This window comes from Streptomyces sp. LE64 (assembly GCF_052606915.1).
Genome location: NZ_CP199708.1, coordinates 4,460,685 through 4,482,343, shown reverse-complemented (window position 1 = coordinate 4,482,343; position 21,659 = coordinate 4,460,685). Strand labels below are relative to the sequence as shown.

General features: G+C 74.6%; 23 protein-coding genes. 8 read left to right on the top strand and 15 right to left on the bottom strand.

Annotated features, from left to right (window positions below; translation table 11 throughout):
* Nucleotides 1–21: 21 nt before the first annotated feature.
* Complete coding sequence (locus ACSMX9_RS20300; RefSeq protein ID WP_445395805.1) at nt 22–1,155, top strand: Mrp/NBP35 family ATP-binding protein; 1,134 nt, start codon at nt 22–24, stop codon at nt 1,153–1,155.
* 40 nt (nt 1,156–1,195) lie between these two features.
* Here ACSMX9_RS20300 and ACSMX9_RS20295 read toward each other — a convergent pair whose 3' ends face one another.
* The 5 genes from ACSMX9_RS20295 to sigE all read right to left on the bottom strand — a co-directional run bounded on the left by ACSMX9_RS20295 (nt 1,196) and on the right by sigE (nt 6,171).
* The gene (locus tag ACSMX9_RS20295) at nt 1,196–1,861 is read right to left on the bottom strand and encodes a hypothetical protein (RefSeq protein WP_445395803.1); all 666 of its coding nucleotides are present in this window, start codon (nt 1,859–1,861) and stop codon (nt 1,196–1,198) included.
* A 328-nt stretch (nt 1,862–2,189) separates the two neighbouring features.
* Entirely contained in the window at nt 2,190–2,639 is a 450-nt protein-coding gene (locus tag ACSMX9_RS20290) for a sec-independent translocase (protein ID WP_445395801.1), read from the bottom strand.
* A gap of 130 nt (nt 2,640–2,769) precedes the next feature.
* Nucleotides 2,770–4,299: a S1C family serine protease gene (locus ACSMX9_RS20285; protein ID WP_445395799.1), complete on the bottom strand. Its 1,530-nt coding sequence runs from the start codon at nt 4,297–4,299 to the stop codon at nt 2,770–2,772.
* Nucleotides 4,300–4,459: 160 nt separating this feature from the next.
* Nucleotides 4,460–5,407, bottom strand: coding sequence for an anti-sigma factor family protein (locus ACSMX9_RS20280; RefSeq protein WP_445395797.1), 948 nt, complete (start codon nt 5,405–5,407; stop codon nt 4,460–4,462).
* Nucleotides 5,404–6,171, bottom strand: coding sequence for an RNA polymerase sigma factor SigE (sigE, locus tag ACSMX9_RS20275; protein WP_445395795.1), 768 nt, complete (start codon nt 6,169–6,171; stop codon nt 5,404–5,406). The genes ACSMX9_RS20280 and sigE overlap by 4 nt, the downstream gene beginning before the upstream one ends.
* Nucleotides 6,172–6,377: 206 nt before the next feature.
* Between sigE and ACSMX9_RS20270 the strand changes: the two genes are divergently transcribed.
* The gene (locus tag ACSMX9_RS20270; RefSeq protein WP_366114392.1) at nt 6,378–7,034 is read left to right on the top strand and encodes an O-methyltransferase; all 657 of its coding nucleotides are present in this window, start codon (nt 6,378–6,380) and stop codon (nt 7,032–7,034) included.
* Nucleotides 7,035–7,195: 161 nt separating this feature from the next.
* Here ACSMX9_RS20270 and ACSMX9_RS20265 read toward each other — a convergent pair whose 3' ends face one another.
* Nucleotides 7,196–7,363: a DUF3117 domain-containing protein gene (locus ACSMX9_RS20265; RefSeq protein ID WP_003966491.1), complete on the bottom strand. Its 168-nt coding sequence runs from the start codon at nt 7,361–7,363 to the stop codon at nt 7,196–7,198.
* A 351-nt stretch (nt 7,364–7,714) separates the two neighbouring features.
* Here ACSMX9_RS20265 and ACSMX9_RS20260 point away from each other — a divergent pair, with 351 nt between their 5' ends.
* Nucleotides 7,715–8,518 (top strand): 2-cyclohexenylcarbonyl CoA isomerase, encoded by an 804-nt coding sequence (locus ACSMX9_RS20260; protein WP_445395794.1) that lies wholly within the window; start codon nt 7,715–7,717, stop codon nt 8,516–8,518.
* Between the two features lie 16 nt (nt 8,519–8,534).
* Here ACSMX9_RS20260 and ACSMX9_RS20255 read toward each other — a convergent pair whose 3' ends face one another.
* Together ACSMX9_RS20255 and ACSMX9_RS20250 are read right to left on the bottom strand one after the other, a co-directional pair.
* Nucleotides 8,535–9,143 (bottom strand): DNA-3-methyladenine glycosylase I, encoded by a 609-nt coding sequence (locus ACSMX9_RS20255; RefSeq protein WP_445395792.1) that lies wholly within the window; start codon nt 9,141–9,143, stop codon nt 8,535–8,537.
* Nucleotides 9,140–9,541: a DivIVA domain-containing protein gene (locus ACSMX9_RS20250; protein WP_445395790.1), complete on the bottom strand. Its 402-nt coding sequence runs from the start codon at nt 9,539–9,541 to the stop codon at nt 9,140–9,142. The genes ACSMX9_RS20255 and ACSMX9_RS20250 overlap by 4 nt, the downstream gene beginning before the upstream one ends.
* Nucleotides 9,542–9,710: 169 nt before the next feature.
* On the opposite strand from ACSMX9_RS20250, the gene folP reads away from it, so the two are divergent.
* A complete protein-coding gene (gene folP / locus ACSMX9_RS20245) occupies nt 9,711–10,571 on the top strand; it encodes a dihydropteroate synthase (protein ID WP_445395788.1) in 861 nt (286 codons plus the stop codon).
* A gap of 39 nt (nt 10,572–10,610) precedes the next feature.
* Here the strand turns inward: folP and ACSMX9_RS20240 are convergent, their stop codons facing one another.
* Entirely contained in the window at nt 10,611–11,360 is a 750-nt protein-coding gene (locus ACSMX9_RS20240) for an LOG family protein (RefSeq protein WP_445395786.1), read from the bottom strand.
* 109 nt (nt 11,361–11,469) lie between these two features.
* Nucleotides 11,470–12,603, bottom strand: coding sequence for a succinyl-diaminopimelate desuccinylase (dapE, locus tag ACSMX9_RS20235; protein WP_445395784.1), 1,134 nt, complete (start codon nt 12,601–12,603; stop codon nt 11,470–11,472).
* A 98-nt stretch (nt 12,604–12,701) separates the two neighbouring features.
* Between dapE and ACSMX9_RS20230 the strand changes: the two genes are divergently transcribed.
* Both ACSMX9_RS20230 and ACSMX9_RS20225 read left to right on the top strand, forming a co-directional pair.
* Nucleotides 12,702–13,676: a heavy metal transporter gene (locus ACSMX9_RS20230; protein WP_445395782.1), complete on the top strand. Its 975-nt coding sequence runs from the start codon at nt 12,702–12,704 to the stop codon at nt 13,674–13,676.
* A gap of 306 nt (nt 13,677–13,982) precedes the next feature.
* Nucleotides 13,983–14,348 carry an ATP-binding protein gene (locus ACSMX9_RS20225; protein WP_351240877.1) on the top strand — a complete coding sequence of 122 codons (366 nt, stop codon included), beginning with the start codon at nt 13,983–13,985 and terminating at the stop codon, nt 14,346–14,348.
* 64 nt (nt 14,349–14,412) lie between these two features.
* Here the strand turns inward: ACSMX9_RS20225 and dapC are convergent, their stop codons facing one another.
* Both dapC and fdxA read right to left on the bottom strand, forming a co-directional pair.
* Nucleotides 14,413–15,516: a succinyldiaminopimelate transaminase gene (dapC, locus tag ACSMX9_RS20220; RefSeq protein ID WP_445395780.1), complete on the bottom strand. Its 1,104-nt coding sequence runs from the start codon at nt 15,514–15,516 to the stop codon at nt 14,413–14,415.
* A 125-nt stretch (nt 15,517–15,641) separates the two neighbouring features.
* Nucleotides 15,642–15,962: a ferredoxin gene (gene fdxA, locus ACSMX9_RS20215; protein WP_351240873.1), complete on the bottom strand. Its 321-nt coding sequence runs from the start codon at nt 15,960–15,962 to the stop codon at nt 15,642–15,644.
* 140 nt (nt 15,963–16,102) lie between these two features.
* Here fdxA and ACSMX9_RS20210 point away from each other — a divergent pair, with 140 nt between their 5' ends.
* Together ACSMX9_RS20210 and ACSMX9_RS20205 are read left to right on the top strand one after the other, a co-directional pair.
* A complete protein-coding gene (locus ACSMX9_RS20210; RefSeq protein WP_445403044.1) occupies nt 16,103–17,131 on the top strand; it encodes a GNAT family N-acetyltransferase in 1,029 nt (342 codons plus the stop codon).
* The gene (locus tag ACSMX9_RS20205; protein ID WP_445403043.1) at nt 17,128–17,982 is read left to right on the top strand and encodes a transglutaminase-like domain-containing protein; all 855 of its coding nucleotides are present in this window, start codon (nt 17,128–17,130) and stop codon (nt 17,980–17,982) included. Before ACSMX9_RS20210 ends, ACSMX9_RS20205 begins: the two co-directional genes overlap by 4 nt.
* A 69-nt stretch (nt 17,983–18,051) precedes the next feature.
* On the opposite strand, the gene ACSMX9_RS20200 is transcribed toward ACSMX9_RS20205, so the two are convergent.
* The 3 genes from ACSMX9_RS20200 to mshB form a co-directional block, all read right to left on the bottom strand.
* A complete protein-coding gene (locus ACSMX9_RS20200; protein ID WP_445395778.1) occupies nt 18,052–19,890 on the bottom strand; it encodes a hypothetical protein in 1,839 nt (612 codons plus the stop codon).
* 199 nt (nt 19,891–20,089) lie between these two features.
* Nucleotides 20,090–20,542: a DUF6113 family protein gene (locus ACSMX9_RS20195; protein WP_445395776.1), complete on the bottom strand. Its 453-nt coding sequence runs from the start codon at nt 20,540–20,542 to the stop codon at nt 20,090–20,092.
* Nucleotides 20,539–21,501: an N-acetyl-1-D-myo-inositol-2-amino-2-deoxy-alpha-D-glucopyranoside deacetylase gene (gene mshB, locus ACSMX9_RS20190; RefSeq protein ID WP_445395774.1), complete on the bottom strand. Its 963-nt coding sequence runs from the start codon at nt 21,499–21,501 to the stop codon at nt 20,539–20,541. Before mshB ends, ACSMX9_RS20195 begins: the two co-directional genes overlap by 4 nt.
* Between the last annotated feature and the right edge of the window lie 158 nt (nt 21,502–21,659).

Here is a 21,659-nt window from a genome sequence, read left to right as displayed (position 1 = left end):
GGGCGCCGTACCATCGACGGTATGGCTACGGAAGACGCGGTGCGCGAGGCACTGGCGACGGTGAACGACCCCGAGATCCAGCGACCCATCACCGAACTGGGGATGGTCAAATCGGTGGAGATCGGCGCGGACGGCGCCGTCGCCGTGACCGTCTACCTCACGGTCTCCGGCTGCCCGATGCGCGAGACCATCACCACCAACGTGACCGAGGCCGTCCAGCGGGTCGAGGGCGTCACCCGGGTGGACGTCCGTCTGGACGTGATGAGCGACGAGCAGCGCAAGGACCTGGCGGCGGCGCTCCGGGGCGGGCAGGCCGAACGCGAGGTGCCGTTCGCCAAGCCGGGCTCGCTGACCCGGGTGTACGCGGTCGCCTCCGGCAAGGGCGGGGTCGGCAAGTCGTCCGTGACGGTGAACCTCGCGGCGGCGATGGTCGCCGACGGCCTGAAGGTCGGCGTGGTGGACGCCGACATCTACGGGCACTCGGTCCCGCGGATGCTGGGCGCCGAGGGGCGGCCCACCCAGGTCGAGAACATGATCATGCCGCCCTCGGCGCACGGGGTGAAGGTGATCTCCATCGGGATGTTCACCCCCGGCAACGCCCCCGTGGTGTGGCGGGGCCCGATGCTGCACCGGGCCCTCCAGCAGTTCCTGGCCGACGTGTTCTGGGGCGACCTCGACGTGCTGCTGCTGGACCTGCCGCCGGGCACCGGGGACATCGCGATCTCGGTGGCCCAGTTGGTGCCCAATGCGGAGATCCTGGTGGTGACCACCCCGCAGCAGGCCGCCGCCGAGGTGGCCGAGCGGGCCGGCTCGATCGCCGTGCAGACCCACCAGAAGATCGCGGGCGTGGTGGAGAACATGGCCGGGCTGCCCTGCCCGCACTGCGGTGAGATGGTCGACGTGTTCGGCACCGGCGGCGGGCAGACCGTCGCGGACGGGCTCACCCGCACCACCGGGGCGACCGTGCCGGTGCTGGGCTCCATCCCGATCGACGTCCGGCTCCGCGAGGGCGGCGACGACGGCCGGCCGGTGGTGCTCTCCGACCCCGACTCCCCCGCGGGCGCCGCACTGCGCTCCATCGCCGGCAAGCTGGGCGGCCGGCAGCGCGGGCTGGCCGGCATGACGCTGGGCATCACGCCCCGCAACAAGTTCTGAGCCGGTTCCGCCCGCGCCCGGTCCGGGCGCGGGCGGGGCGTCAGGCGTACTCCTCGATGCCCTCGACGGCCGAGAAGCCCAGCCCGTAGGCGCTCATGCCGCGCCCGTAGGCGCCCAGGTGCACGCCCCGGCGGGTGGTGCCGGCCAGCACCCAGCCGTAGGGGGACTCCCGGTAGTGGAAGGGCGTGGGCTCGCCGTCGACCGGCAGGGACAGCGAGGCCCAGTCCTCGCTGTCGAGGTCGTCGGCGAGGACCCACGCCGTTTCGGTCTGCTGCGCCATCCAGTCGTCCCGCAGGCCGTGGTCCATCTGCGCGGGCCAGGTGACGGCGAGGAGTCCCGAGCCGGCGAGCCAGGCCGCGGACGACACCGAGGTGGCCTCCAGGATCCCCGTCCCGTCGCCGGTCTTGCGCACCGGGTTGGCCGCGACGGTCACCACGACGGCGAACCGGTCCCGTTCGCCCGCGTCCCGGCCGTCCGCGGCGCGCAGTGCGGGCTGGTCGCCGTGGCCGATGGAGCCGTGCTCCACCACGCCCTCGGCGGAGGCCGCGGCCTGGAGCAGCCAACGGGTGCCGGTGAACGCCCCGTCGAGGCCGTACCAGGGGAACGGCGCCATCAGGAAGTCGTCGACCGTGCGGCGCACGGACGCGTTCGGTCGCACGCTCGCTCCGGCCGGTGTCTGCACACCCACCTGACTCGTCGTCTCCATCTGCGGACGCCTCCTCGCACTCGTCGGACCGGATGCGGCCCGCCCCCCTCGGGCGACCTGGTGTCGGCCCGCACGACGGCTGGGCCCTCCAGAAAGGCCCTAGGCAGAATAGCCACCCGGCCGGCCGCACCCACGGTTCCATCGCCCAACCGGCGGGCAAACCGGGCACGACCGGGCGAGCGGCGGCACTTCGGGGCCATGTCAGCGGCCCGACACCGCGGATGGACGCACCGGGGGCGTTCGGGGAGCACGGGGAGCGCGCCGGCTCCGTGGCCGGGGCGCACGACGCCCGCCCCGGGGCGGGCCGGGGCGGGCGTCAGGAACGGCGTCAGGTCGCGTCGATGTCGTACGGGGGACGCTCCCCGGCGGTGAGGTCGCGCTTCTTCACCAGATCGGGCCGCCCGGGGGCCCCGGACGGGGTGGTCCGGGAGCCCTCGTCGACGTCAGGCCGGTCGCCGTAGCCGTTCACCGAATCCGACAGTTCCGCCATTTCCTTGCGGAGGTCGAAACTGTTGCGGATCTCCTGGAGTCCCAGGTCGTCATTGCCGAGTTGCTTGCGCAGATAGGTCTTCGGGTTCAGGTCCTCGAACTCGAAGTCCTTGAATTCCGGGCCCAGCTCGGTACGGATGTCCTCTTTGGCGCTGTCGGAGAACTCGCGGATCTTGCGGATGGTCCGCGAGATGTCCTGGATCGCCTTCGGCAGCCTTTCGGGGCCCAGGACGAGCATGCCGAGCACCACGATGGTCAGGACCTCGGCCCAACCTATGTCATTGAACACCTAGCGCTCCCTTGCGAAGTCCTCGGGCCCGCAGCGGTCCCCCTGGTCCCGGACCGCTCCCACGGTACCCGCCCACCCCGTGCGTCCGGTACTGCCCGTTCCGTGCCGGCGGGGCGGAAGGGTGCCGCGGTCAGTCGCCGCCCGACGCCCCCAGCACGAGCGCCACCCGGTGCTCCCGGCCGCCGCGTTCCAGGGTGAGTCGGAGCCGGTCGCCGGGGCGGTGCGCGCGGATCTTGACGATCAGTTCCTCGGCGGAGTGCACCCGCTGGCCGTCGACCTCGGTGATCACGTCACCGGGTCGAACGCCCGCCTTCGCGGCGGGGCCGCCCGGGAGCACGGCGGAGCCGCCGGCACCGTCCTCGGCACCGACCCGGGCGCCGTCGCCGGTGAACTCCGTGTCGAGGGTCACCCCGATGATCGGATGGGTGGCCTTCCCGGAGTTGATCAACTCCTCGGCGACCCGTTTGCCCTGGTTGACGGGGATGGCGAAGCCGAGGCCGATGGAACCCGACTGGCCGCGCTCGGACGCCGCGCGGTCGGCCGAGCGGATCGCGCTGTTGATGCCGATGACCCGGGCCCGGGCGTCCATCAGGGGGCCGCCGGAGTTGCCCGGGTTGATCGGGGCGTCGGTCTGGAGGGCGTCGACGTAGGAAACGTCGCTGCCGTCGCCCTTCTCGCCGCCGGCCGTGATGGGCCGTTCCTTGGCGCTGATGATGCCGGAGGTCACGGTGTTGGCCAGGTCGAACGGGGCGCCGATGGCCACCACCGGATCGCCGACCTGCACGTTGTCGGAGTTGCCGAGCGGCAGCGGTTTGAGCCCGGTGACCCCGGTGACCTTGACCACCGCGAGGTCGTAGCCGCTGTCCCGGCCGATGACCTCCGCCTCGGCGACCTCGCCGCCGCTGAACGTCACCGTGATCTCCCCCGCGGCTCCCGCGGGTTCGACCACGTGGTTGTTGGTGAGGATGTGGCCGCGTCCGTCCAGCACGAAACCGGTCCCGGTGCCCTGGTCGGAGCCGCCCCGCACGTGCAGGGTGACCACCCCGGGCAGGGAACGGGCGGCGATGCCGGCGACGCTGTCCGGGGCCCGGTCGGTGGGCTCGGGGCCCGCCTGGGGGAGTTCGACCCGGGTGGTGCGACGGGCCTCCAGGTGCGCCCCGGTCACCCCGCCGATCGCGCCGGCGACCAGGCCCAGCACCAGGGCGCCGACCCACAGCCCGCGGCGGGCGGGCGACCGGCCGCCAGGGGCGGGGGTGCCGGCGTGTTGGAGCGGGGCCGCGGCCCAGGGGTCGTAGCGCCCCCAGGCGCCGCCCTCGGCGGGGTACGGGGCCCCCGGCGCGGCGGGCGGGGCCGGCGCGGCGGAGGCGGGCGGGGGCGGTGGGCCCGCGGGGACGCCCTGCGCCGGGGCGGCAGCGGGGTGTTGGACGGGGGGTGCCGGGGCCCAGGGGCCCGGCTCGCCGTAGGGCGGGGTGCCGTAGGGGTCCGGGGCGTGCAGCGGGCGGGGGTGGGCCCCGGACGACTGCGCGGGCCCCGGGCCGTCGGCGGCCGGGGGCGCCTCGGGGGCGGGCGGCACGGTGGGTGCCGGGGGCTCGGGGGGTCGACCCGCGCCGTTTCCTTCGGCAGCGGGGCCGTTCCACCCCGTCGGCTTGCCCTCGTCCATCGTCTCCCCACCCGGCCGCGCGGCGGTCACCGCTGGTGCTTGCTCTCCGCTGGACGCTCGCCCTCCCCGGCACGTCCCGTGCGGAATTCAACCAGGTCCCGTCGCGGCCCAGAAGCGCTCGGCCGTCCCGGGGTGGCCCCGGGACGGCTCGGTGCCCCGGTCAACGGGGCGTGCCGGGTCCCGGGGCGGGGGTGGGTCCGGGGGCTGCGGCCCGGGGGGAACGGGGGACGCCGAACAGGGGCCCGTCGACGCCGACCGTGCCGTTCCCGACCTGGGTGGCCCGGGAGGGGGGGCCGTCGACCTTCCCCAGGGGATCGGTGGGATCCGGCGGCGGGACGAGCGGGAAGGGCGAGCGCACCGCGGGGACGGGGTGCAGCAGCGGGGAGATCACCGAGGCGCCCGCGAGCAGCGGCGCGGCCAGTGCCTGGACCGCAGCCAGTGAACGACCCGGGGGGAGCGCCCCGGGCAGCAGCGGTGCGGTGACCGAGGCGGGGGCCACGGGCGCGGCGAGCGCCCCGCCGGTGCGCTGGCCCAGCATCGGGGTGGCGGCCCGGCGGCGCTGGGCGTCACCCGCCGGGACGCCGCCGCCCTGGGTGCGCAGGGGGGTGACGTTGTTGCTGCTGGGGCCCCGGGCGTCACCGCCGTCGACGGGTGCGGTGATGGTGCTGACCCCGCCGAGGGCGATCGCGGCGAGGGAGACGGCCCCGGCGGCGGCGAACGCGAAGCGGCGGCGGCCCCGTACCGCGGGCCGCTCCCCCTCGGGTCGGGCCACGGGGTGGATGCGGAAGCCGCTCTCCGGGCCGCCGGGGAGCGCCGCGGCGTAGCCGAAGGCGTCACCGCTCGACTCGAACACGGGGCCGGCGGACAGGCCGCCGCCGGGCAGGCCCTGGAGCCGGGCCAGGAAGCTGTCGGAGAGCGGCGGTGGCTCGGCCTGCGCGAAGGCGGACTTCACCCGGCGCTGCTCGTCCGCCTCGGCCTTGCACCGGGGGCAGGTGGCGAGGTGGGCGAGGACGCGGTCGCGGGCGTCATGGCCCAGCTCGCCGTCGACGAACGAGGCGAGCCGGTCGCCGAGGTGCTGCTCGACGGGTGTGGGACGTGTTCCACTCACGCGGACGCGCCTCCTCCTCCCAGGGCGGGGACACCGGTGGCCACGGGCTGGCGCCGCTCGGCGCGGGCCTGCGGGGACCGGTGCTGGAGGGCCTTGCGCAGCTGGGAGCGGCCGCGGTGGATACGGCTGCGGACCGTACCGAGCTTGACGCCCAGGGTGGCGGCGATCTCCTCGTAGGACAGGCCCTCGATGTCGCAGAGGACCACGGCGGCACGGAACTCCGGCGCCAGGGTGTCCAGCGCCTGCTGGACGTCGGCGTCGAAGTGGGTGTCGTTGAACGCCTGCTGGGGGGAGGGCTCACGGCTGGGCAGGCGCTCCGCGGCGTCGTCCCCGAGGGAGTCGAAGCGGATGCGCTGCCGGCGGCGCACCATGTCCAGGAAGAGGTTGGTGGTGATGCGGTGCAGCCAGCCCTCGAAGGTGCCGGGCGAGTACGTGGACAGCGAGCGGAAGACGCGGACGAAGACCTCCTGGGTGAGGTCCTCGGCGTCGTGCTGGTTGCCCGTGAGGCGGTAGGCGAGGCGGTAGACGCGACCGCTGTGGGTGCTGACGATCTCCTCCCAGGTGGGCGGAGTCCACGCCGGGGCGTCCGCGTCGGCGGTGAAGGTCGCGGTCGAGACGGAGCGGTCGGCGTGGTCAGCGGTGTAGGTCACGGATTTCGGCTCACCCACCGATCTGAGAAGGCGCCGCAGCACTCCTCCCCTATCCGCAGGCGCAGCCGCACCTCCCCTGTCGGCTCTGGTGGTGTCCAGTGGAGCCCCTACCATAGCCACCCCGCCCGTTAGCTCCGGATAAGCAATTTTACGTGAATTTGGTACGTGGTTCTGGTCATGCGTCGGGGCCCGCCGCCCGGTTCGAACCATTCCCGACCCCCGTTGTTCCGTGATTCGCGTCGCACCTCGTCCCCCACCCTCCATAACGCCCGGTCCCATCTGCGGGTTCCCGCCCCCAGCGGATACAGTCACGGCCAGGCATCCCAGGGGGACAGGAGAGGGTCATTACCGGCAACCGGCAGACGGGCTTGGCGTTCGCTGACGCCTTTGTCGCCGAGGAAGAGGCGCTGCACTGGGCCCGGGACCGGGCCCGGGAGGTCGCGCTGCGCCCGGTGTCGCCCTCGACCGGCGCCGCCCTGCGGATGCTGGCTTCGACGGTGGCCGCCAAGGCGGTGGCGGAGATCGGCACCGGCACCGGGGTCTCCGGCATCCACCTGCTGCACGGCATGCGTCCGGACGGGGTCCTCACCACGGTGGACCAGGAGCCGGAGCGCCAGCAGTTCGCCAAGCAGGCGTTCCGCCTCGCGGGGTTCGCCAGCAACCGGGCCCGGTTCATCCCGGGGCGGGCGCTGGACGTGTTGCCGCGGCTCGCGGACAGCGGCTACGACCTGGTCTTCTGCGACGGCGACCGACTGGAGTGCCTCGACTACCTCGAAGAGTCGCTGCGGTTGCTGCGGCCCGGCGGGCTGGTCTGCTTCGAGGGGGTCTTCGCCGACGGGCGGACCGTGGACTCGGGTCCGCAGCCGGCGGAGGTGCTCAAGCTGCGCGAGTTGGTGCGCGGGGTGCGGGAGAACGTGGACCTGGTGCCCTCGCTGCTCCCGGTGGGGGACGGACTGCTGTGCGCGGTGAAGCGGTGACCACCGCCCCCTGAGGCACCGGGTGCGGGCGCCGCGGGCGCACCGCGCGGTGGCCGTGGCACACGCCACAGGCGCGGACCACGGGCTCCGCCCAAACAGTCGCCCCGGCACCGCGTACGATGCCGGGGCGACCGGAAGACTTCACAGGCCGGGCCTCAGTGTCAGCCGACGACCTTCTTGAGGGCGTCGCCGAGCGCGTCGGCCTCGTCCGGGGTCAGCTCGACCACGAGCCGACCGCCGCCTTCGAGCGGAACGCGCATGACGATGCCCCGCCCCTCCTTGGTCACCTCGAGCGGGCCGTCACCCGTCCGCGGCTTCATGGCCGCCATGCTCGTTCCCCTTCCTGAAACCAGCTCATCGTCAGCCGCCGGCGCTCCCTTTTCCACGGCGGGCGTCCGGCATCGAACACATTGCTTCCCGGCCATTATCCCGCATGGCAGGACCCGATGACCAACATCGGTCGGCATCGCTTGGGCAACGCACGCCCGCAAAACCACTCAATTCGGCGACGCGGGCGGGATACCGGGCGTTCCACGGCGTCCCCCGGAGGTGTCGGGAGGGCGCGATTCTTTGATGCAGGTCACATGCAGACGGGCGGTGATCTCCGTCATGCTGGCCTCGGACCGCGCTCCCCGGTGGCCCCGCGCCCCGTCGGGAGCCCCACTCGGAGAGGACCCGCCATGGCCGACACCGTGCTCTACGAGGTGAGCGACGGACTCGCGACGATCACCCTGAACCGCCCCGGGGCGATGAACGCCCTGGACACCGTGACCAAGGTCGCGCTGCGGGACGCAGCCGAGGAGGCCGCGGCGGACGGTGGGGTGCGGGCGGTGCTGCTGACCGCCGCCGGCGACCGCGCCTTCTGCGTGGGCCAGGACCTCAAGGAGCACGTGGCGACGCTCGCCGCGAGCCGGGCCGCCGGCGACGGCGGGTCCATGCGCACCGTGCGGGACCACTACAACCCGATCCTGCGGGCGCTGACCGGGATGGCCAAGCCCGTGGTCGCGGGGGTGAACGGGGTGGCGGCCGGGGCGGGCTTCGGATTCGCCCTGGCGGCGGACGTCCGGGTGGTCGCCGACACCGCGACCTTCACCACGGCCTTCGCCGGGGTGGCGCTCAGCGCCGACTCCGGGCTCTCGTGGACGCTGCCGCGGGTGGTGGGGCCCGGCCGCGCCGCGGACCTGCTGCTGCTGCCCCGGCCGATCACCGCCGGGGAGGCGCACGACTGGGGCATCGCCACCCGGGTGGTCCCGGCCGCCGACCTGGCCGCCGAGGCCCGGCGGGTCGCCCGGGAACTGGCCGGGGGGCCCACCCTGGCCTACGCCGCGTTGAAGGAGTCGCTGGCCTACGCCCAGTCGCACACCCTGGCCCAGGCCCTGGAGAAGGAGGACGAGCTCCAGAGCCGGGCCGGCGCCTCCGAAGACCACGCCGGCGCCGTCGCCGCCTTCGTCGACAAGCGGCGCCCGCGATTCCTCGGCCGCTGAGTCCGCCCCGGGCCCGTCAGGTGCCGGCGGGGCCCGAGCCGGAGCGCGCCCAGCACTGGGCGAGGTGGTCGTTGACCAGCCCGCACGCCTGCATCAGGGCGTAGGCCGTGGTGGGTCCGACGAAGCGCAGGCCGCGGGCCTTGAGCGCCTTGGCCAGGGCGGTGGACTCGTCGGTCACGGCGGGCACGTCGGCGAGCGAGCCGGGGGCCGGACGGACGGTCGGGTCGGGCGCGTGGGACCAGATCAGCGCGTCCAGCTCGCCCGTGGACCAGCCGGCGAGGACCCGGGCGTTGGCGAGGGTCGCCTCGATCTTGGCGCGGTTGCGGATGATCCCCGCATCGCCCAGCAACCGCTCGGCGTCGGCGTCGGTGAAGGCCGCGACCGCCTCGATCGAGAAGCCGGCGAAGGCCCGGCGGAAGCCCTCGCGGCGGCGCAGGACGGTGATCCAGGACAGCCCCGACTGGAACGCCTCCAGGCACAGCCGTTCGAACAGCGCGTCGTCGCCGTGGACCGGCCGGCCCCACTCCTCGTCGTGGTAGGCGACGTAGTCGGCACTGGAGAGTCCCCAGGGGCAGCGGGGGCGTCCGTCCGGGCCGGGGACCGCGCCGGCGGCCGGGGCGCTCACGCCGCGTCCTCGGGGGTCGGACCGGCGGCCGGCCCTTCGGGGCCCCCGTCGGCGGGGTCCTCGGGCCGCCGGTCCAGCGGGCCGGCGGCGCGTGCCGCCCGGGCACCGGCCAGCCGTGCCTCCAATTCCTGGATGCGGGCGTCCCGTTCGGAGAGTTCGGCACCGAGCCGACCGAGCGCCTCGTCCACCTCCGCCATCCGGTAGCCGCGCAGGGCCAGCGGGAAGCGCAGCGCGTCCACGTCCGCGCGCCGCACCGGACGGTCCGGTGGCAGCGGTTCCGCGTACCGCTCGGGCGGCACCGAGGACAGGGGCCCGCCCTCGCCGCCCCCCACCACGGCGAGCGTCACCGCGCCGACCACGACGACGAGCGCGAGCAGCAGGAACAAGAACATGACCATCTCGGCGGCCCCAGGTCCGGTCGCCGGCCCGGAGCCGGCACGAAAGGTGTCGGCCCCGATCGTGCCATGCGCCACCGACGGTTAAGGTCGCAGGCGACGATCAACGGCACCACCACCAGGGCCCGGCCGGACGCGCGCCCGGGCCGCACCCACCGGAGGGACACCACAGATGCTCAGGCTGGGCCAGCGCACGTTCGAGGCACACGAGCCGGTGATCATGGCGATCGTCAACCGCACCCCGGACTCCTTCTACGACCGGGGCGCGACGTTCCGGGACGAGCCCGCGCTGGCGCGGGTGGCGCAGGCCGTCGAGGAGGGGGCCGCCATCATCGACATCGGCGGGGTGAAGGCCGGCCCGGGCGAGGAGGTCACGGCCGAGGAGGAGGCCCGGCGCACGGTCGGGTTCGTCGCCGAGGTGCGACGGCGCTTCCCGGACGTGGTGATCAGCGTGGACACCTGGCGGCACGAGGTCGGGGAGGCCGTCTGCGAGGCGGGCGCCGACCTGCTGAACGACGCCTGGGGCGGGGTCGACCCCGCCCTGGCGGAGGTCGCCGCCCGGTACGGGGCGGGCCTGGTGTGCACCCATGCCGGCGGCGCCGAGCCCCGGACCCGGCCGCACCGGGTGGAGTACCCGGACGTGATGGCGGACGTCCTCGCGGTGACGGTGGGGCTCGCCGAGCGGGCGGTGGCGCTCGGGGTGGACCGGGAGTCGGTGCTCATCGACCCCGGGCACGACTTCGGGAAGAACACCCGCCACTCCCTGGAGGCGACCCGGCGGCTCGACGAGATGGTGGCGACCGGCTGGCCGGTGCTGGTGTCGCTGTCCAACAAGGACTTCGTCGGGGAGACCCTCGACCGCCCGGTCAAGGAGCGGTTGATCGGGACCCTGGCCACGACCGCGGTGTCCGCCTGGCTGGGGGCGCAGGTGTACCGGGTGCACGAGGTGGCCCAGACCCGGCAGGTGCTCGACATGGTGGCGTCCATCGCGGGTCACCGCCCGCCGGCGGTCGCCCGGCGCGGGCTGGCCTGACCTCCCGGTACGGACGCCCGTACCGGGGGCGGCCGCACCTCAGCGGGCGATCTCCTTGGTGACCAGTTGCACGGCCTCCTCGACGCTGTCGGTGACGTGGAAGAGCAGGAGGTCCTTCTCGGCGGCCTTGCCGCTGGCGATCACGGTGTCGCGGAGCCAGTCGACCAGCCCGTTCCAGTAGGCGGAGCCGAACAGCACGATCGGGAACCGGGTGACCTTGCCGGTCTGGACGAGGGTGAGCGCCTCGAAGAGCTCGTCGAGGGTGCCGAAGCCGCCCGGCAGGACGACGAAGCCCTGCGCGTACTTCACGAACATCGTCTTGCGGACGAAGAAGTAGCGGAAGTTCACCCCGATGTCGACGTGCGGGTTGAGCCCCTGTTCGAAGGGCAGTTCGATGCCCAGGCCGACGGAGACGCCCTTCGCCTCCCGGGCGCCCCTGTTCGCGGCCTCCATGGCCCCCGGGCCGCCGCCGGTGATCACCGCGAAGCCGGCGTCCACCAGGGCGTGGCCGATCCGCACCCCCGCCTCGTACTCGGGGGTGCCGGGGCGGGTGCGGGCGGAACCGAACACGCTGATGGCGCTCGGGAGTTCGGCGAGCGCGCCGAAGCCTTCGACGAACTCGGCCTGGATGCGCATGACCCGCCACGGATCGGTGTGCACCCACCCGGAGTCCTGCCCGGTGTCCAGCAACCGCTGGTCGGTGGTGCCGGGCTGGACCTGGCCTCGACGGCGCACCACGGGGCCGACGATCTGCTCCTCCGGCGGACCCTGCGCTTCCGGAACGCCCATTGAACTCCCCTTCCGCTGACGGTGTTGCTGCTTCAGCCTAGATCCACGGGGATGACCGGCGGCGGAATTCCGGGTGTCCAGGGCACTGCTGTGCGATCGCGCACCACGATCAGGCGGTGAGCCAGCCCCGCAGCCGGTCCTCGGCCGCCAGGATCTTCCCGGTGTGCACGCGTTCGTCCCGCTTGTGCGCCAGGTGCGGATTGCCCGGTCCGTAGTTCACCGCGGGCACCCCCAGGGCGCTGAACCGGGAGACGTCCGTCCAGCCGTACTTGGGCTGCGGGGTGCCGCCCACGGCCTCGATGAAGGCCCGCGCCGCGGGGTGGGACAGTCCGGGCATGGCGGCCCCGCTGTGGTCGTCCACCACGAACTCGTCGACCCCGCAGTCGGCGAACACCTCCCGCACGTGGGCGAGGGCCTCCTCCTCGCTGCGGTCGGGGGCGTAACGGAAGTTCACGGTGACGGTGCAGAGGTCCGGGATGACGTTGCCGGCCACCCCGCCCTCGATGCGGACCGCGTTGAGCCCCTCGCGGTACTCCAGGCCGTCGATGACCGGGTAGCGCGGCTGGTAGGCGGCGAGCCGGGCCAGGATCGGGGCGGCGGCGTGGATCGCGTTGGAGCCCATCCAGGAACGGGCGGAGTGAGCGCGTTCGCCGCGGGTGCGCAGCAGCACCCGCAGGGTGCCCTGGCAGCCGCCCTCGACCTGCTGGTCGGAGGGCTCCAGCAGGACCGCGAAGTCGGCCTCCAGCCACTCCGGGTGGGCCTCGGCCACGTGCCGCAGTCCGTTCCGCTCCGCGGCGACCTCCTCGTTGTCGTAGAACACGAAGGTGAGGTCGCGATTGGGTGCGGGGACGGTGCGGGCGATCCGCAGTTGGACGGCGACGCCCGACTTCATGTCGCAGGTGCCGCACCCCCACAGCACGCCCTCCTCGTCGAGCCGGGAGGGGACGTTCTCCGCGATGGGGACGGTGTCGATGTGGCCCGCGAGCACCACCCGCTCGGCGCGGCCCAGTTCGGTGCGCGCGATCACGTTGTTGCCGTACCGGTGGACCGTCAGGTGCGGCAGCTCGCGCAGGGCCGTCTCGATGGCGTCGGCGAGCGGCTCCTCGGTGCCGCTCTCGGACGGGAAGTCGACGAGCTGGGCGGTGAGCAGTGCGGCGTCCTGGCCCAGGTCGAGGGCGGTGCGCGGCGTCTCCCCGGCCGGGCGGGCGGTGTCGGCGGGGCGGTCAGCGGGGGTGCGGTCCATGGGCCCCCACCCTAGTGCCCGGGCTCCCAGCCCCGGCGGACGGTGCGGGGGGCGCACGGGATCTGGGGGTGCGCTCCCCCGCCGGGTACGGTGGGCGCGTGTTCGACGCCCCTGTTGCCCCTGATCGTCCCGGCCGGCGCCGTGCCCCGCGCCGCCGCCGTCCGGCCCGCCTCGGGGTGGCGGTGACCGTGCTGGCCGCGCTGGCCGGTTACCTGGCGGTGCACCAGGCGAGCGGCGGCCGGGGCGGTGCGCACTGCACCGTGGTGTCGGGCAAGGGCGATGGCGCGGCGTACCGGTTCTCCTCCGAGCAGGCGGTGAACGCGGCGACCGTCGCCGCGGTCGGGACCGCCCTCGGGATGCCCGAGCGGGCGGTGACGATCGCGCTGGCCACCGCACTCCAGGAGTCGGCGTTGGTCAACATCGAGCACGGCGACCGGGATTCGCTCGGCCTGTTCCAACAGCGGCCCTCCCAGGGGTGGGGCACCGCCGAACAGATCACGGACCCGGTGTACGCCTCGGCGGAGTTCTACGCGCACCTGGCGGAGGTTCCGGGCTACTCGCGGCTGCCGCTGACGGTCGCCGCGCAGCGGGTGCAGCGCAGCGGGTACCCCCAGGCGTACGCGAAGCACGAGCCGGACGCCACCCTGCTGGCGGCGGCCCTCACCGGACGCTCCGAGGCCACCCTGACGTGCGCGGACGGCGGGGTGCGGGCGAAGGGCTCGCCGGCCGGGGTGCGGGCCGCGCTGGTGCGGGACTTCGGCCAGGAGGTGCTGGCGCCGGCCGGCGCCGAGGTGCCGGGGGCGGGCGGCGGGCCCGCCGCGCCCTCCCCCGCGCCGGCGGAGCCGGGCGCGCGGGAGGTGGTCCTCCCGGTGTCGGACGGGCCCGGCGGCATGGCCGGGGTACGGCAGCGGGGCTGGGAGCTGGCGCACTGGGCGGTCGCCAACGCGGCGGCGCTCGGCATCGAGGAGGTGACCTACGCGGGACGGCGGTGGACCCCCGGCACGGTCTCCGGTCGCTGGCCCGCCGTGGGCGGCGCGGACCTCTCGCGCGTCCGAATCGTCACCGGACAGTAGCGCCGCGCTTCACTCTCGCGGGCGATCCGGACCGGCTCGGACGGCGGGCGGACGGGGGGCCGGCAACCGCGCCCCGCGCACGCCCCGGGAACCGGTCGGTCCCCTTGGGAACACCGGGGCCCGCGGCCCCGGGCGGCCCCGTTCCGGCTCGCCTCCGCCCGTTCGTGCGTCCACCGGATTATGCGATGCGTTACCGATTCTTTGCCTTCGGTCGCCGCAACCTCCCGGGGCGTCCGTTCGGTAGTCACGGCGTCCGAGGGCCCGCCGGGTCGACGGACTTACGTGAACGCCTGCCGAAGGAGCATCATGTCCCTCCCCCTGTCCCGCCGGATCGCCCGTGTCGCCCTGCTCGTGGCGGCGGGAGCGGCGCCCGTGGTCGGTGCGGCCGGCTCCGCGAGCGCGGTGGACCTCCCGATGAACACGCCCGTCAGCGGCCTCGGTGCGCTCGACAGCGCCCAGGTCGCCGAGACCGTGGACGGGGCGACGACCAACACCACCGGGGTCGCCGGGAACACCGGCAGCAAGGTCGTCAAGAAGGCGGTCCCCCAGGCAGGCAAGGCCGTGGGCAAGGGCGCGAAGAAGGCCGCCCCGGCCGCGCAGAAGGCCACCGGCGGGGCGGGCGGCCTGCTCGGCGGGCTCACCGCCGGCAAGAGCGGTCTGCCGCTCGGCTGACGGTCGCCGGCCCGGGACGAGACGGGGCCCGGGGCGCGCATCCCGCGCCCCGGGCCCCCGTGCGTCAGGCCAGTCGGGCGACGGCGGCGGCGATCCGCTCGTCGGTCGCGGTCAGGGCGATCCGCACGTGGCGGGCGCCCGCCTCGCCGTAGAAGTCGCCGGGGGCCGCGAGGACGCCCAGCGCCGCCAGGTGGGCGACGGTGTCCCAGCAGGGTTCGTCGCGGGTGGCCCACAGGTACAGGCTCGCCTCGCTGTGGTCGATGCGGAAGCCGTGGGCCTCCAGCGCGGGACGGAGCGCGGCCCGGCGGGCGAGGTAGCGCTCGCGCTGCTCCGCCACGTGCGCGTCGTCGGCCAGTGCGGCGACCACCGCGGCCTGGGTGGGGGCGGAGGTCATCATCCCGCCGTGCTTGCGCAGTTGGAGCAGCGGACCGAGCACGGCCTCGTCACCGGCGATGAACGCGGCCCGGTACCCGGCCAGGTTGGAGCGCTTGGACAACGAGTGCACGGCCACCAGGCCGGCGTGGGAGTCCCCGCACACGTCGGGGTGCAGCACCGACACCGGGTCGGCCTCCCAGCCCAGCTCCAGGTAGCACTCGTCGGAGAACACCAGGACGCCGTGGGCCCGGGCCCAGGCCACGACCTCGGCGAGTTCGGTGCGCGACAGCACCCGCCCGGTCGGGTTGGACGGGGAGTTGAGCCACAGCAGCTTGAGGTCGGTGGGGTCGAGGTCGCGCGGGTCGTCGTAGGTGACCGGCACGGCCCGGGCGAGTCGGGCGCCGACCTCGTAGGTGGGGTACGCCAGGCGCGGGTAGGCGATCCGGTCGCCGGGGCCCAGGCCCAGGTGGGTGGGGAGCCAGGCGACGAGTTCCTTGGAGCCGACGACCGGCAGCACGCCCCGGTGGGTCATGCCGCGGGCACCGAGCCGCCGCTCGCACCAGCCGGTGAGCGCGTCGCGCAGCTCCGGGGTGCCCCAGACCGTCGGGTAGCCCGGCGAGTCGGCCGCGGCGACCAGGGCCTTCTGGATCAGCTCCGGCACCGGGTCCACCGGGGTGCCGACGGAGAGGTCGACGATGCCGTCCGGGTGGGCCGCGGCGGTGGCCTTGTAGGGCTCCAGCCTGTCCCAGGGGAAGGCGGGGAGACGGTCGACGGGCGCTTCGGTCGCGGACACGGTGCGGATCGCTTTCTGCGGAGCGGGTGGGAGGGGCGTCGGGCCCCACCGACACCGCGGTCCCGCACGGCGGCTGCCGTACGGGACCGGATGGCGCACGGGACCGTGCCGCTTGCTGGTGCCGCTTACTGGTTCTGCGGCGGGAGCGCGGCGACGAACGGGTGGTCGCGCTCGATCAGGCCGAGCTTGCTCGCACCGCCGGGGGAGCCCAGCTCGTCGAAGAACTCGACGTTCGCCTTGTAGTAGTCCTTCCACTCGTCCGGGGTGTCGTCCTCGTAGAAGATCGCCTCGACCGGGCACACCGGCTCGCAGGCACCGCAGTCGACGCATTCGTCCGGGTGGATGTACAAGGACCGGGAGCCCTCGTAGATGCAGTCGACCGGGCACTCCTCGATACACGCCTTGTCCTTGACGTCGACACAAGGCTGCGCGATGACGTAGGTCACGCTGTCGTTCCTCCTCGATAGGGCGCTGGCGGGCCTCCATAGGCTCCGCCGCCTGGCGCGCGGGAGCGCGGCGTCGTCGATGCCCGCACCTAGTATCTCCGTTCTGGGGCATGATCCGAACAGGAGGGGTGGACAGAACCGTGGAATTCGGCGCACGAGGATTGCTGGAGATCCGCATCAGCCCGGCTGACGTGGGCAAACGCGTCTCCGTTCGACGGGTCCACCGGGCGACGGACGACGCCGCGAAGTTCACCGACACGGTCGGCGTTCTCACATCCTGGGACGGGGGTGTGCTCAGCATCACCCGGCGGACCGGGGAGGTGGTGCAGGTCGACGCCACGGCCCTGGTCGCGGGCAAGGTGGTGCCGGACGCGCCGGCCCGCCGTCGCGGCCCGGCCGCGGACTACCCGGAACTCGCCCGGGTGGCCGCGCGGGCCTGGCAGCCGGTGGAGAGCGAGCAGCTCGGCGACTGGCAGTTGCGGGCCGCCGGCGGTTTCACCCGCCGGGCCAACTCGGTCCTCCCACTGGGCGATCCGGGCCTGCCGCTGGACGAGGCCCTCGCCCGGGTGCGCCGGTGGTACGCGGCGCGCGGCCTGCCCGCCTACCTCCAGACTGCCACCGGCGCGCGCGGGGCGCAGGAGGAATTGTGCGCCGCCCTGGCGGAGCGCGGTTGGCTCCGGGAGGTCTCCGCTGAGGTGCGGATCGCCCCGTTGGCGCCGCTGGCCGCCGCCGCCCCCGACCCGGGGACCCCAGAGGACCCCGGTGCGCGGGTCCGGCTGGCGCGGGGCTTCGACGAGGGCTGGTTGGGCCGGTACCAGCGCTTCCGCGAGCCCGGACCCGAGGTGCGGGCGGTGCTCGCGGCCGGCCCTTCGGTGTGGTTCGCCTCGGTGGACGGCGCCCTCGACGAGCCCCCGCTGGCGATCGGGCGCTGCGTGGTCGACGGCCGGTGGGCGGGGTTCATGGCCGTCGAGGTGGCGCCCCGGGCCCGGCGTCGGGGGCTGGGCACGGCCGTGATGGCCGCACTGGCGGGCCAGGCGCTCTCGGAGGGCGCCTCGGCGGCCTGGCTCCAGGTGGAGGCGGACAACGGGCCCGCCCTGGCGATGTACGGGCGGATGGGCTTCACCCCCCATCACGCGTATCACCACTACCGGGCGCCCGCGGGCGCCTGAGGCGGGCGGGCGGACACGTGCGGGACACCTGGTGGCGACGGAGGTTCGCCGCGGAGGCGCGGGCGGAGCGGCCCGATCTGGCCGTGCTGTGCCTGCTCGTCGGCGCGGAGGCCGATGCGGCGTTCGCGGCCGGCGGGGAGGCGGCGCTGGACGCCTCGCAGGCGGAGCTGGACCGGTTGGCCGGTGAGGTGCCGTACCGTCCGGGCGACCCCGCCGCCTGGGCGCACGCGCTGGCCGAACTCCTCGGCGGACGGTACGGGTTCCACGGCGACCCCTCGGACTACCAGCGGCTGGAGTCCTCGCTGTTGCACATGGTGCTGGAGCGTCGCAGGGGTCTGCCGATCCTGTTGTCGGTGGTGTGGCTGGAGGTGGCCCGCCGGGCGGGCGCACCGGTGTACGGGGTGGCCCTGCCGGGCCACTTCGTGGTGGGTTTCGGGGCGCCCGGGGAGCAGGTGCTCGTCGATCCGTTCGATGGTGGACGGGTGTTGTCCGAGGCTGACGCGCAGTCCCTGGTGCTCCGGGCGAGCGGGGCGCCGCTGGACCCCGAAGTGCTGCGGCCGGCTGACCCGTTGGAGACCGTGGTGCGCGTGCTGAACAACATCCGGGCGTGGGCCGAGGCCCGCCCGGAGCGCTCCGACGTGACGCTGTGGGCCATCGACCTGGCCCTGGCGCTGCCCTCGCACCCGGCCCGCCTGCGCCACGAGCGGGCCCAGGTGCTGGTGCGGCGCGGGGACTTCCTCCGGGGGGCCGCCGAACTGGAGGCGTACGCCGAGGTGGTGGCGGCGGTGGACACCACCGCCGCCGAGCAGGTGCGCGGCGAGGCCCGGGCGGCGCGGGCCCGGTTGAACTAGCGGCGTCCGGCCCGTGAACCGCTCGGACGAGAGCGGTTCACGGGCCGGCGAGTGCCTCGGGCCGGTCCGTCAGGACGGGTCCAGCGGGATGGCCACGGTGCGCTCGGCCTCCGTCTTGCCGGTGAGCGCCTGCTTCAGGGCCGCGGCGACGTCCTGGGGGGTGACCGGCGTCTTCTCACCGGTGCCCCGGGTGATCAGGACGCCGTCGAAGGTGCCGCCGTACAGGTTCTTCAGGGCCGCTTGGTCATAGGTGTCGACCAGCTTCCCGTTGACCGCCTTGACGCCGATGATCTGGGGGAGGGACACCTCGGGACCGAAGGGGATGGCCGCCGTTCCCGCGGTGATCGTGACGTTTCCGGACATCGCCGGCTCGGCGAACTCCTTCATCATCCGGTCGACCTCGGCCCGGCTGATCGAGGGCTCCTGCTCGGTGACTGCGAGCCGCACGGGAGCGGACTGCCCGGTCTCGACCTGTTTGCGGTACGCCTCCTCCACGGCGGGCATCGAACCCTTGACGTCGACGCCCTTGCCGGGCTTGCCGTAGACGGCGACCGCCTTGCCCTTCTCGAAGCGGATGGTGCCCTCGCCGGAGCCGCTGCCGGCCCCGACCGCCCGCTCCAACTGGACCTGGAGCTTCTCGGTGTCCACCGGCATGGACGGGGAGACCACCCGCTTCTCCCCGAACAGGGAGGTGACCACCGAGACCGGGTGGTAGTCGCCGCCCGCCGCGGAGGCCACGGTGGCGTCCGCGTCGAAGGTCAGGCCCGCCTGGTCGGGGCGGAGTTGCACGGTCCGGCCGTCGACGGAGAGCCGGAGCGGCTTGGCGAGCCGCTCGCCGAGCGCCGCGTCGAGCTTCTTGACGGCGTCGTCACGGGTGCCGCCGCCGATGTCCACGCCCAGCACGGTGGTGCCCTTGGGCACGTCGGAGTGGTTGAGCAACAGACCGGCGCCGTAGGTGCCGGCGGCGGCGAAGACGACCAGGCCGCCCAGGAGGACGAGCTTGCTGCGGCCCTTCTTCTTGGCGGGCTTCGCCGGGGCCTTCGGTGCCGGGGCGGGCGCCGGTGCGGGCCGGTCCCCCTCGCGGGCGTCCGGGCCGTCGTCCGGGAAGGCGTCGGCGATGCCGGGCGGCGGCACCACGGGCAGACCACTGGTGAGGGTCGGGCCCACGACGTTGCCGCCGGGGGTGGCCGTGGGCACGCCCACGGGGGTGCCGGGGCCGGCGGGCGGTGCGGGCACCGGGTGCTGCGGGGTGAGGATGGCGGTGTCGTCGCTCATCCGGGGCGCCCCGCCCGGGGCCGTGGGGCCCTGCGGGGCGGCGGGCGGCGCGCCGGGGGTGAAGTACGGCAGGTCACCGTGGGTGTCCTGCGGGCCGCCGACGGGTAGTCCGCCCAGGGTGCCGCCACCCGTGGCGGTGGCTGCGGCTGCGGCGCCGACCGCCGGCGGGCCGGACGGGCCCTGGGGCACGGGGGTCCCGTTCGCGGGCGTCCCGCCCGGACCGGGGCGCGGCGCCGACGGCTTGCGGGGCGCGAACCACGCACTGGCCTTGTCCGGCTCCCCCTCCCCTCCGGCCGGAGCCCCCGGGGCGGGGGGCGGCGGGGTGGCGGCCGGGTCGGGCGCACCGGACCGCCGGACGGCGCCGGTGTCGGCCTCCGCGTTCGGGGACCCCTCGGATTCGGCGACCGGTGTGCGCATGACGACCGGGGGGATCGGCCGGGACCCGGGGATGTTGATGCGGACCCGGGTGGTCAGGGTCGTCTCGGTCTTGCGGTCCTCTGCGGAGGCGTCGGCACTTGGGCGCTCGCCCGCTCCGGCCGCGGGGGTGCTGCCGTACGGCGGCGTCCCCGACGGGTAGGCGGCTCCTCCGCGCCCGTGCGGCCCGGAGGACGAACTGTCAGTTTCACGACTCAAGGCAGGTTCTCCCGGTTGGCTCCACCGCCCGACTCGACCTCACTCGGGGTTTCCCCCGTCGTGGGTTGGGGTAGTTCGGCGGCGCGCACCACCTTACTGGCCACCGCCGACACGCGGCTGCGGCCACGGGGGAATCCCGTACCGCATCCGCTCTCCCGTGCTATGGCGGACCGGTCCGCCGCGGTGGCGAACCGGTACGTCACTTGCCAAGTCGGGCGGGAGCGCTGCCCGGTTGCACCGACCGCACGAGGGTGGCACACATCACAGCGAGGGCGATCCCGCCGAGCAGGTACACGTAAGTGCCGGCGCCGGTCGCGTAGAGGAAGTCCCCCTCCGGCCGGCTGGAGGTGAGCAGGATGACGGCGACGAGCCAGCCGGCGGCAGGCGCGACCGCCCCGCCCCGGGTGCCGACCGCACGGCCGCCGCCCAGGAACAGCCCGCCCGTGCCGAGGAGCGCGAGCAGCAACCCCCCGGGGAACCACGCGCCTTGGACGAGCGAGCCGGCGCCGCCGATCAGCAGCCCGAGGACGAACAGCAGCAGGTAGGCGGCGATCCGGCCGGCGGACGGCGGGCCCTGGAGCAGGAACCCGCCGGGGAGGTCGGCCGTCGCGGCACGCCCGGTGGGGGCGGCGCCGCCGGGGGTGGCGCTCATCGGGCCGCGGCCCCTTCGTCGGCGGTGCCGCCCGCGCGGGGTGCGCCGATGGTGTCGGCGGCGCGCGGGGGCCGGGCGGCGGCGAGGCCGGCGAAGAGGTCGGTCTCCGGGGTGCCGACCGGGGTGCCCCGCACGAGTTCGAAGTACTCGACGGCGAAGAGCGGTTGGGCGAGCTGGTTGGAGAGGGCGAACCAGGGGCCTCTGACGTCGACCTGGGTGGCGTGGGCGGCCATCGCCGCGGCCTTCTCGTCGGCGTGGGCGCTGCCGTCGATGACGGTGGTGATCCGCTCGTCGGCCACCACGCCGGGCACGTCGTCCACGGACGCCGCCCGGGGGAAGGGCAGGTCGGGCAGGGCCCGGTCGAGTCGGGCGAAGCCCTCCTCGACCACGGAGCGGGGCACCCGGTTCCAGTAGACCTTCTCGATGGTGTGCGGCTCGCCGAGGTCGCGGCGGTAGGCGCGTTCGGCGGCGAGCTCGGCGGCACGGACGGCGACCCGGTGGGCCTTGATGTGGTCGGGGTGCCCGTAGCCGCCGTCAGGGTCGTAGGTGACCAGGACCTGGGGGCGGACCTCGCGGATGACCTCCACGAGGTGGGCCGCGGCCTCGTCGAGGTCGGCGCTCCAGAAGGAGCCCTCGCGACGGTTCTGGGGCAGGCCCATCATCCCGGAGTCGCGGTAGCGACCGGGTCCGCCGAGGAAACGATGATCGTGTACGCCCAGTGCCTTCATGGCCGCCGCCAGCTCCCCCACGCGGTGGGCGCCGAGGGCGTCCTCGCGGTCGGCGGTGAGCCGGGCCAGGTCGGGTGGGATGACCTCGCCCTCCTCGCCGAGGGTGCAGGTGACCAGGGTCACGCGGGCGCCTTCGGCCGCGTACTTGGCCATGGTGGCCCCGTTGGTGATCGACTCGTCGTCGGGGTGCGCGTGCACGAGCAGCAGGCGCCGGGCGGGCAGTTCCATCATGTGGACAGCCTACGAGGACCGGCCGGTCGCCGAGGGGAGAACGGTGGGGTTGGTGGATCTTGTTGTGATCCTGATGCGATCAACTGCGCCAGCGTGCGCCCCGCTCGTCCCCGTGCTCCCGGCGCGCACGGCCTGGAAGACCGCGCGCGCCCTGCTCC

What these genes read in the sequence shown, in the direction of transcription:
- ACSMX9_RS20285 (WP_445395799.1), bottom strand. Translation starts at nt 4,299, where the DNA reads ATGGACGAGGGCAAGCCGACGGGGTGGAACGGCCCCGCTGCCGAAGGA.
- ACSMX9_RS20250 (WP_445395790.1), bottom strand. Translation starts at nt 9,541, where the DNA reads ATGGTCATGTTCTTGTTCCTGCTGCTCGCGCTCGTCGTCGTGGTCGGC.
- ACSMX9_RS20225 (WP_351240877.1), top strand. Translation starts at nt 13,983, where the DNA reads ATGTCCCTCCCCCTGTCCCGCCGGATCGCCCGTGTCGCCCTGCTCGTG.
- folP (WP_445395788.1), top strand. Translation starts at nt 9,711, where the DNA reads ATGCTCAGGCTGGGCCAGCGCACGTTCGAGGCACACGAGCCGGTGATC.
- ACSMX9_RS20300 (WP_445395805.1), top strand. Translation starts at nt 22, where the DNA reads ATGGCTACGGAAGACGCGGTGCGCGAGGCACTGGCGACGGTGAACGAC.
- ACSMX9_RS20240 (WP_445395786.1), bottom strand. Translation starts at nt 11,360, where the DNA reads ATGGGCGTTCCGGAAGCGCAGGGTCCGCCGGAGGAGCAGATCGTCGGC.
- mshB (WP_445395774.1), bottom strand. Translation starts at nt 21,501, where the DNA reads ATGATGGAACTGCCCGCCCGGCGCCTGCTGCTCGTGCACGCGCACCCC.
- ACSMX9_RS20195 (WP_445395776.1), bottom strand. Translation starts at nt 20,542, where the DNA reads ATGAGCGCCACCCCCGGCGGCGCCGCCCCCACCGGGCGTGCCGCGACG.
- ACSMX9_RS20260 (WP_445395794.1), top strand. Translation starts at nt 7,715, where the DNA reads ATGGCCGACACCGTGCTCTACGAGGTGAGCGACGGACTCGCGACGATC.
- dapE (WP_445395784.1), bottom strand. Translation starts at nt 12,603, where the DNA reads ATGGACCGCACCCCCGCTGACCGCCCCGCCGACACCGCCCGCCCGGCC.
- sigE (WP_445395795.1), bottom strand. Translation starts at nt 6,171, where the DNA reads ATGGTAGGGGCTCCACTGGACACCACCAGAGCCGACAGGGGAGGTGCG.
- ACSMX9_RS20295 (WP_445395803.1), bottom strand. Translation starts at nt 1,861, where the DNA reads ATGGAGACGACGAGTCAGGTGGGTGTGCAGACACCGGCCGGAGCGAGC.
- ACSMX9_RS20265 (WP_003966491.1), bottom strand. Translation starts at nt 7,363, where the DNA reads ATGGCGGCCATGAAGCCGCGGACGGGTGACGGCCCGCTCGAGGTGACC.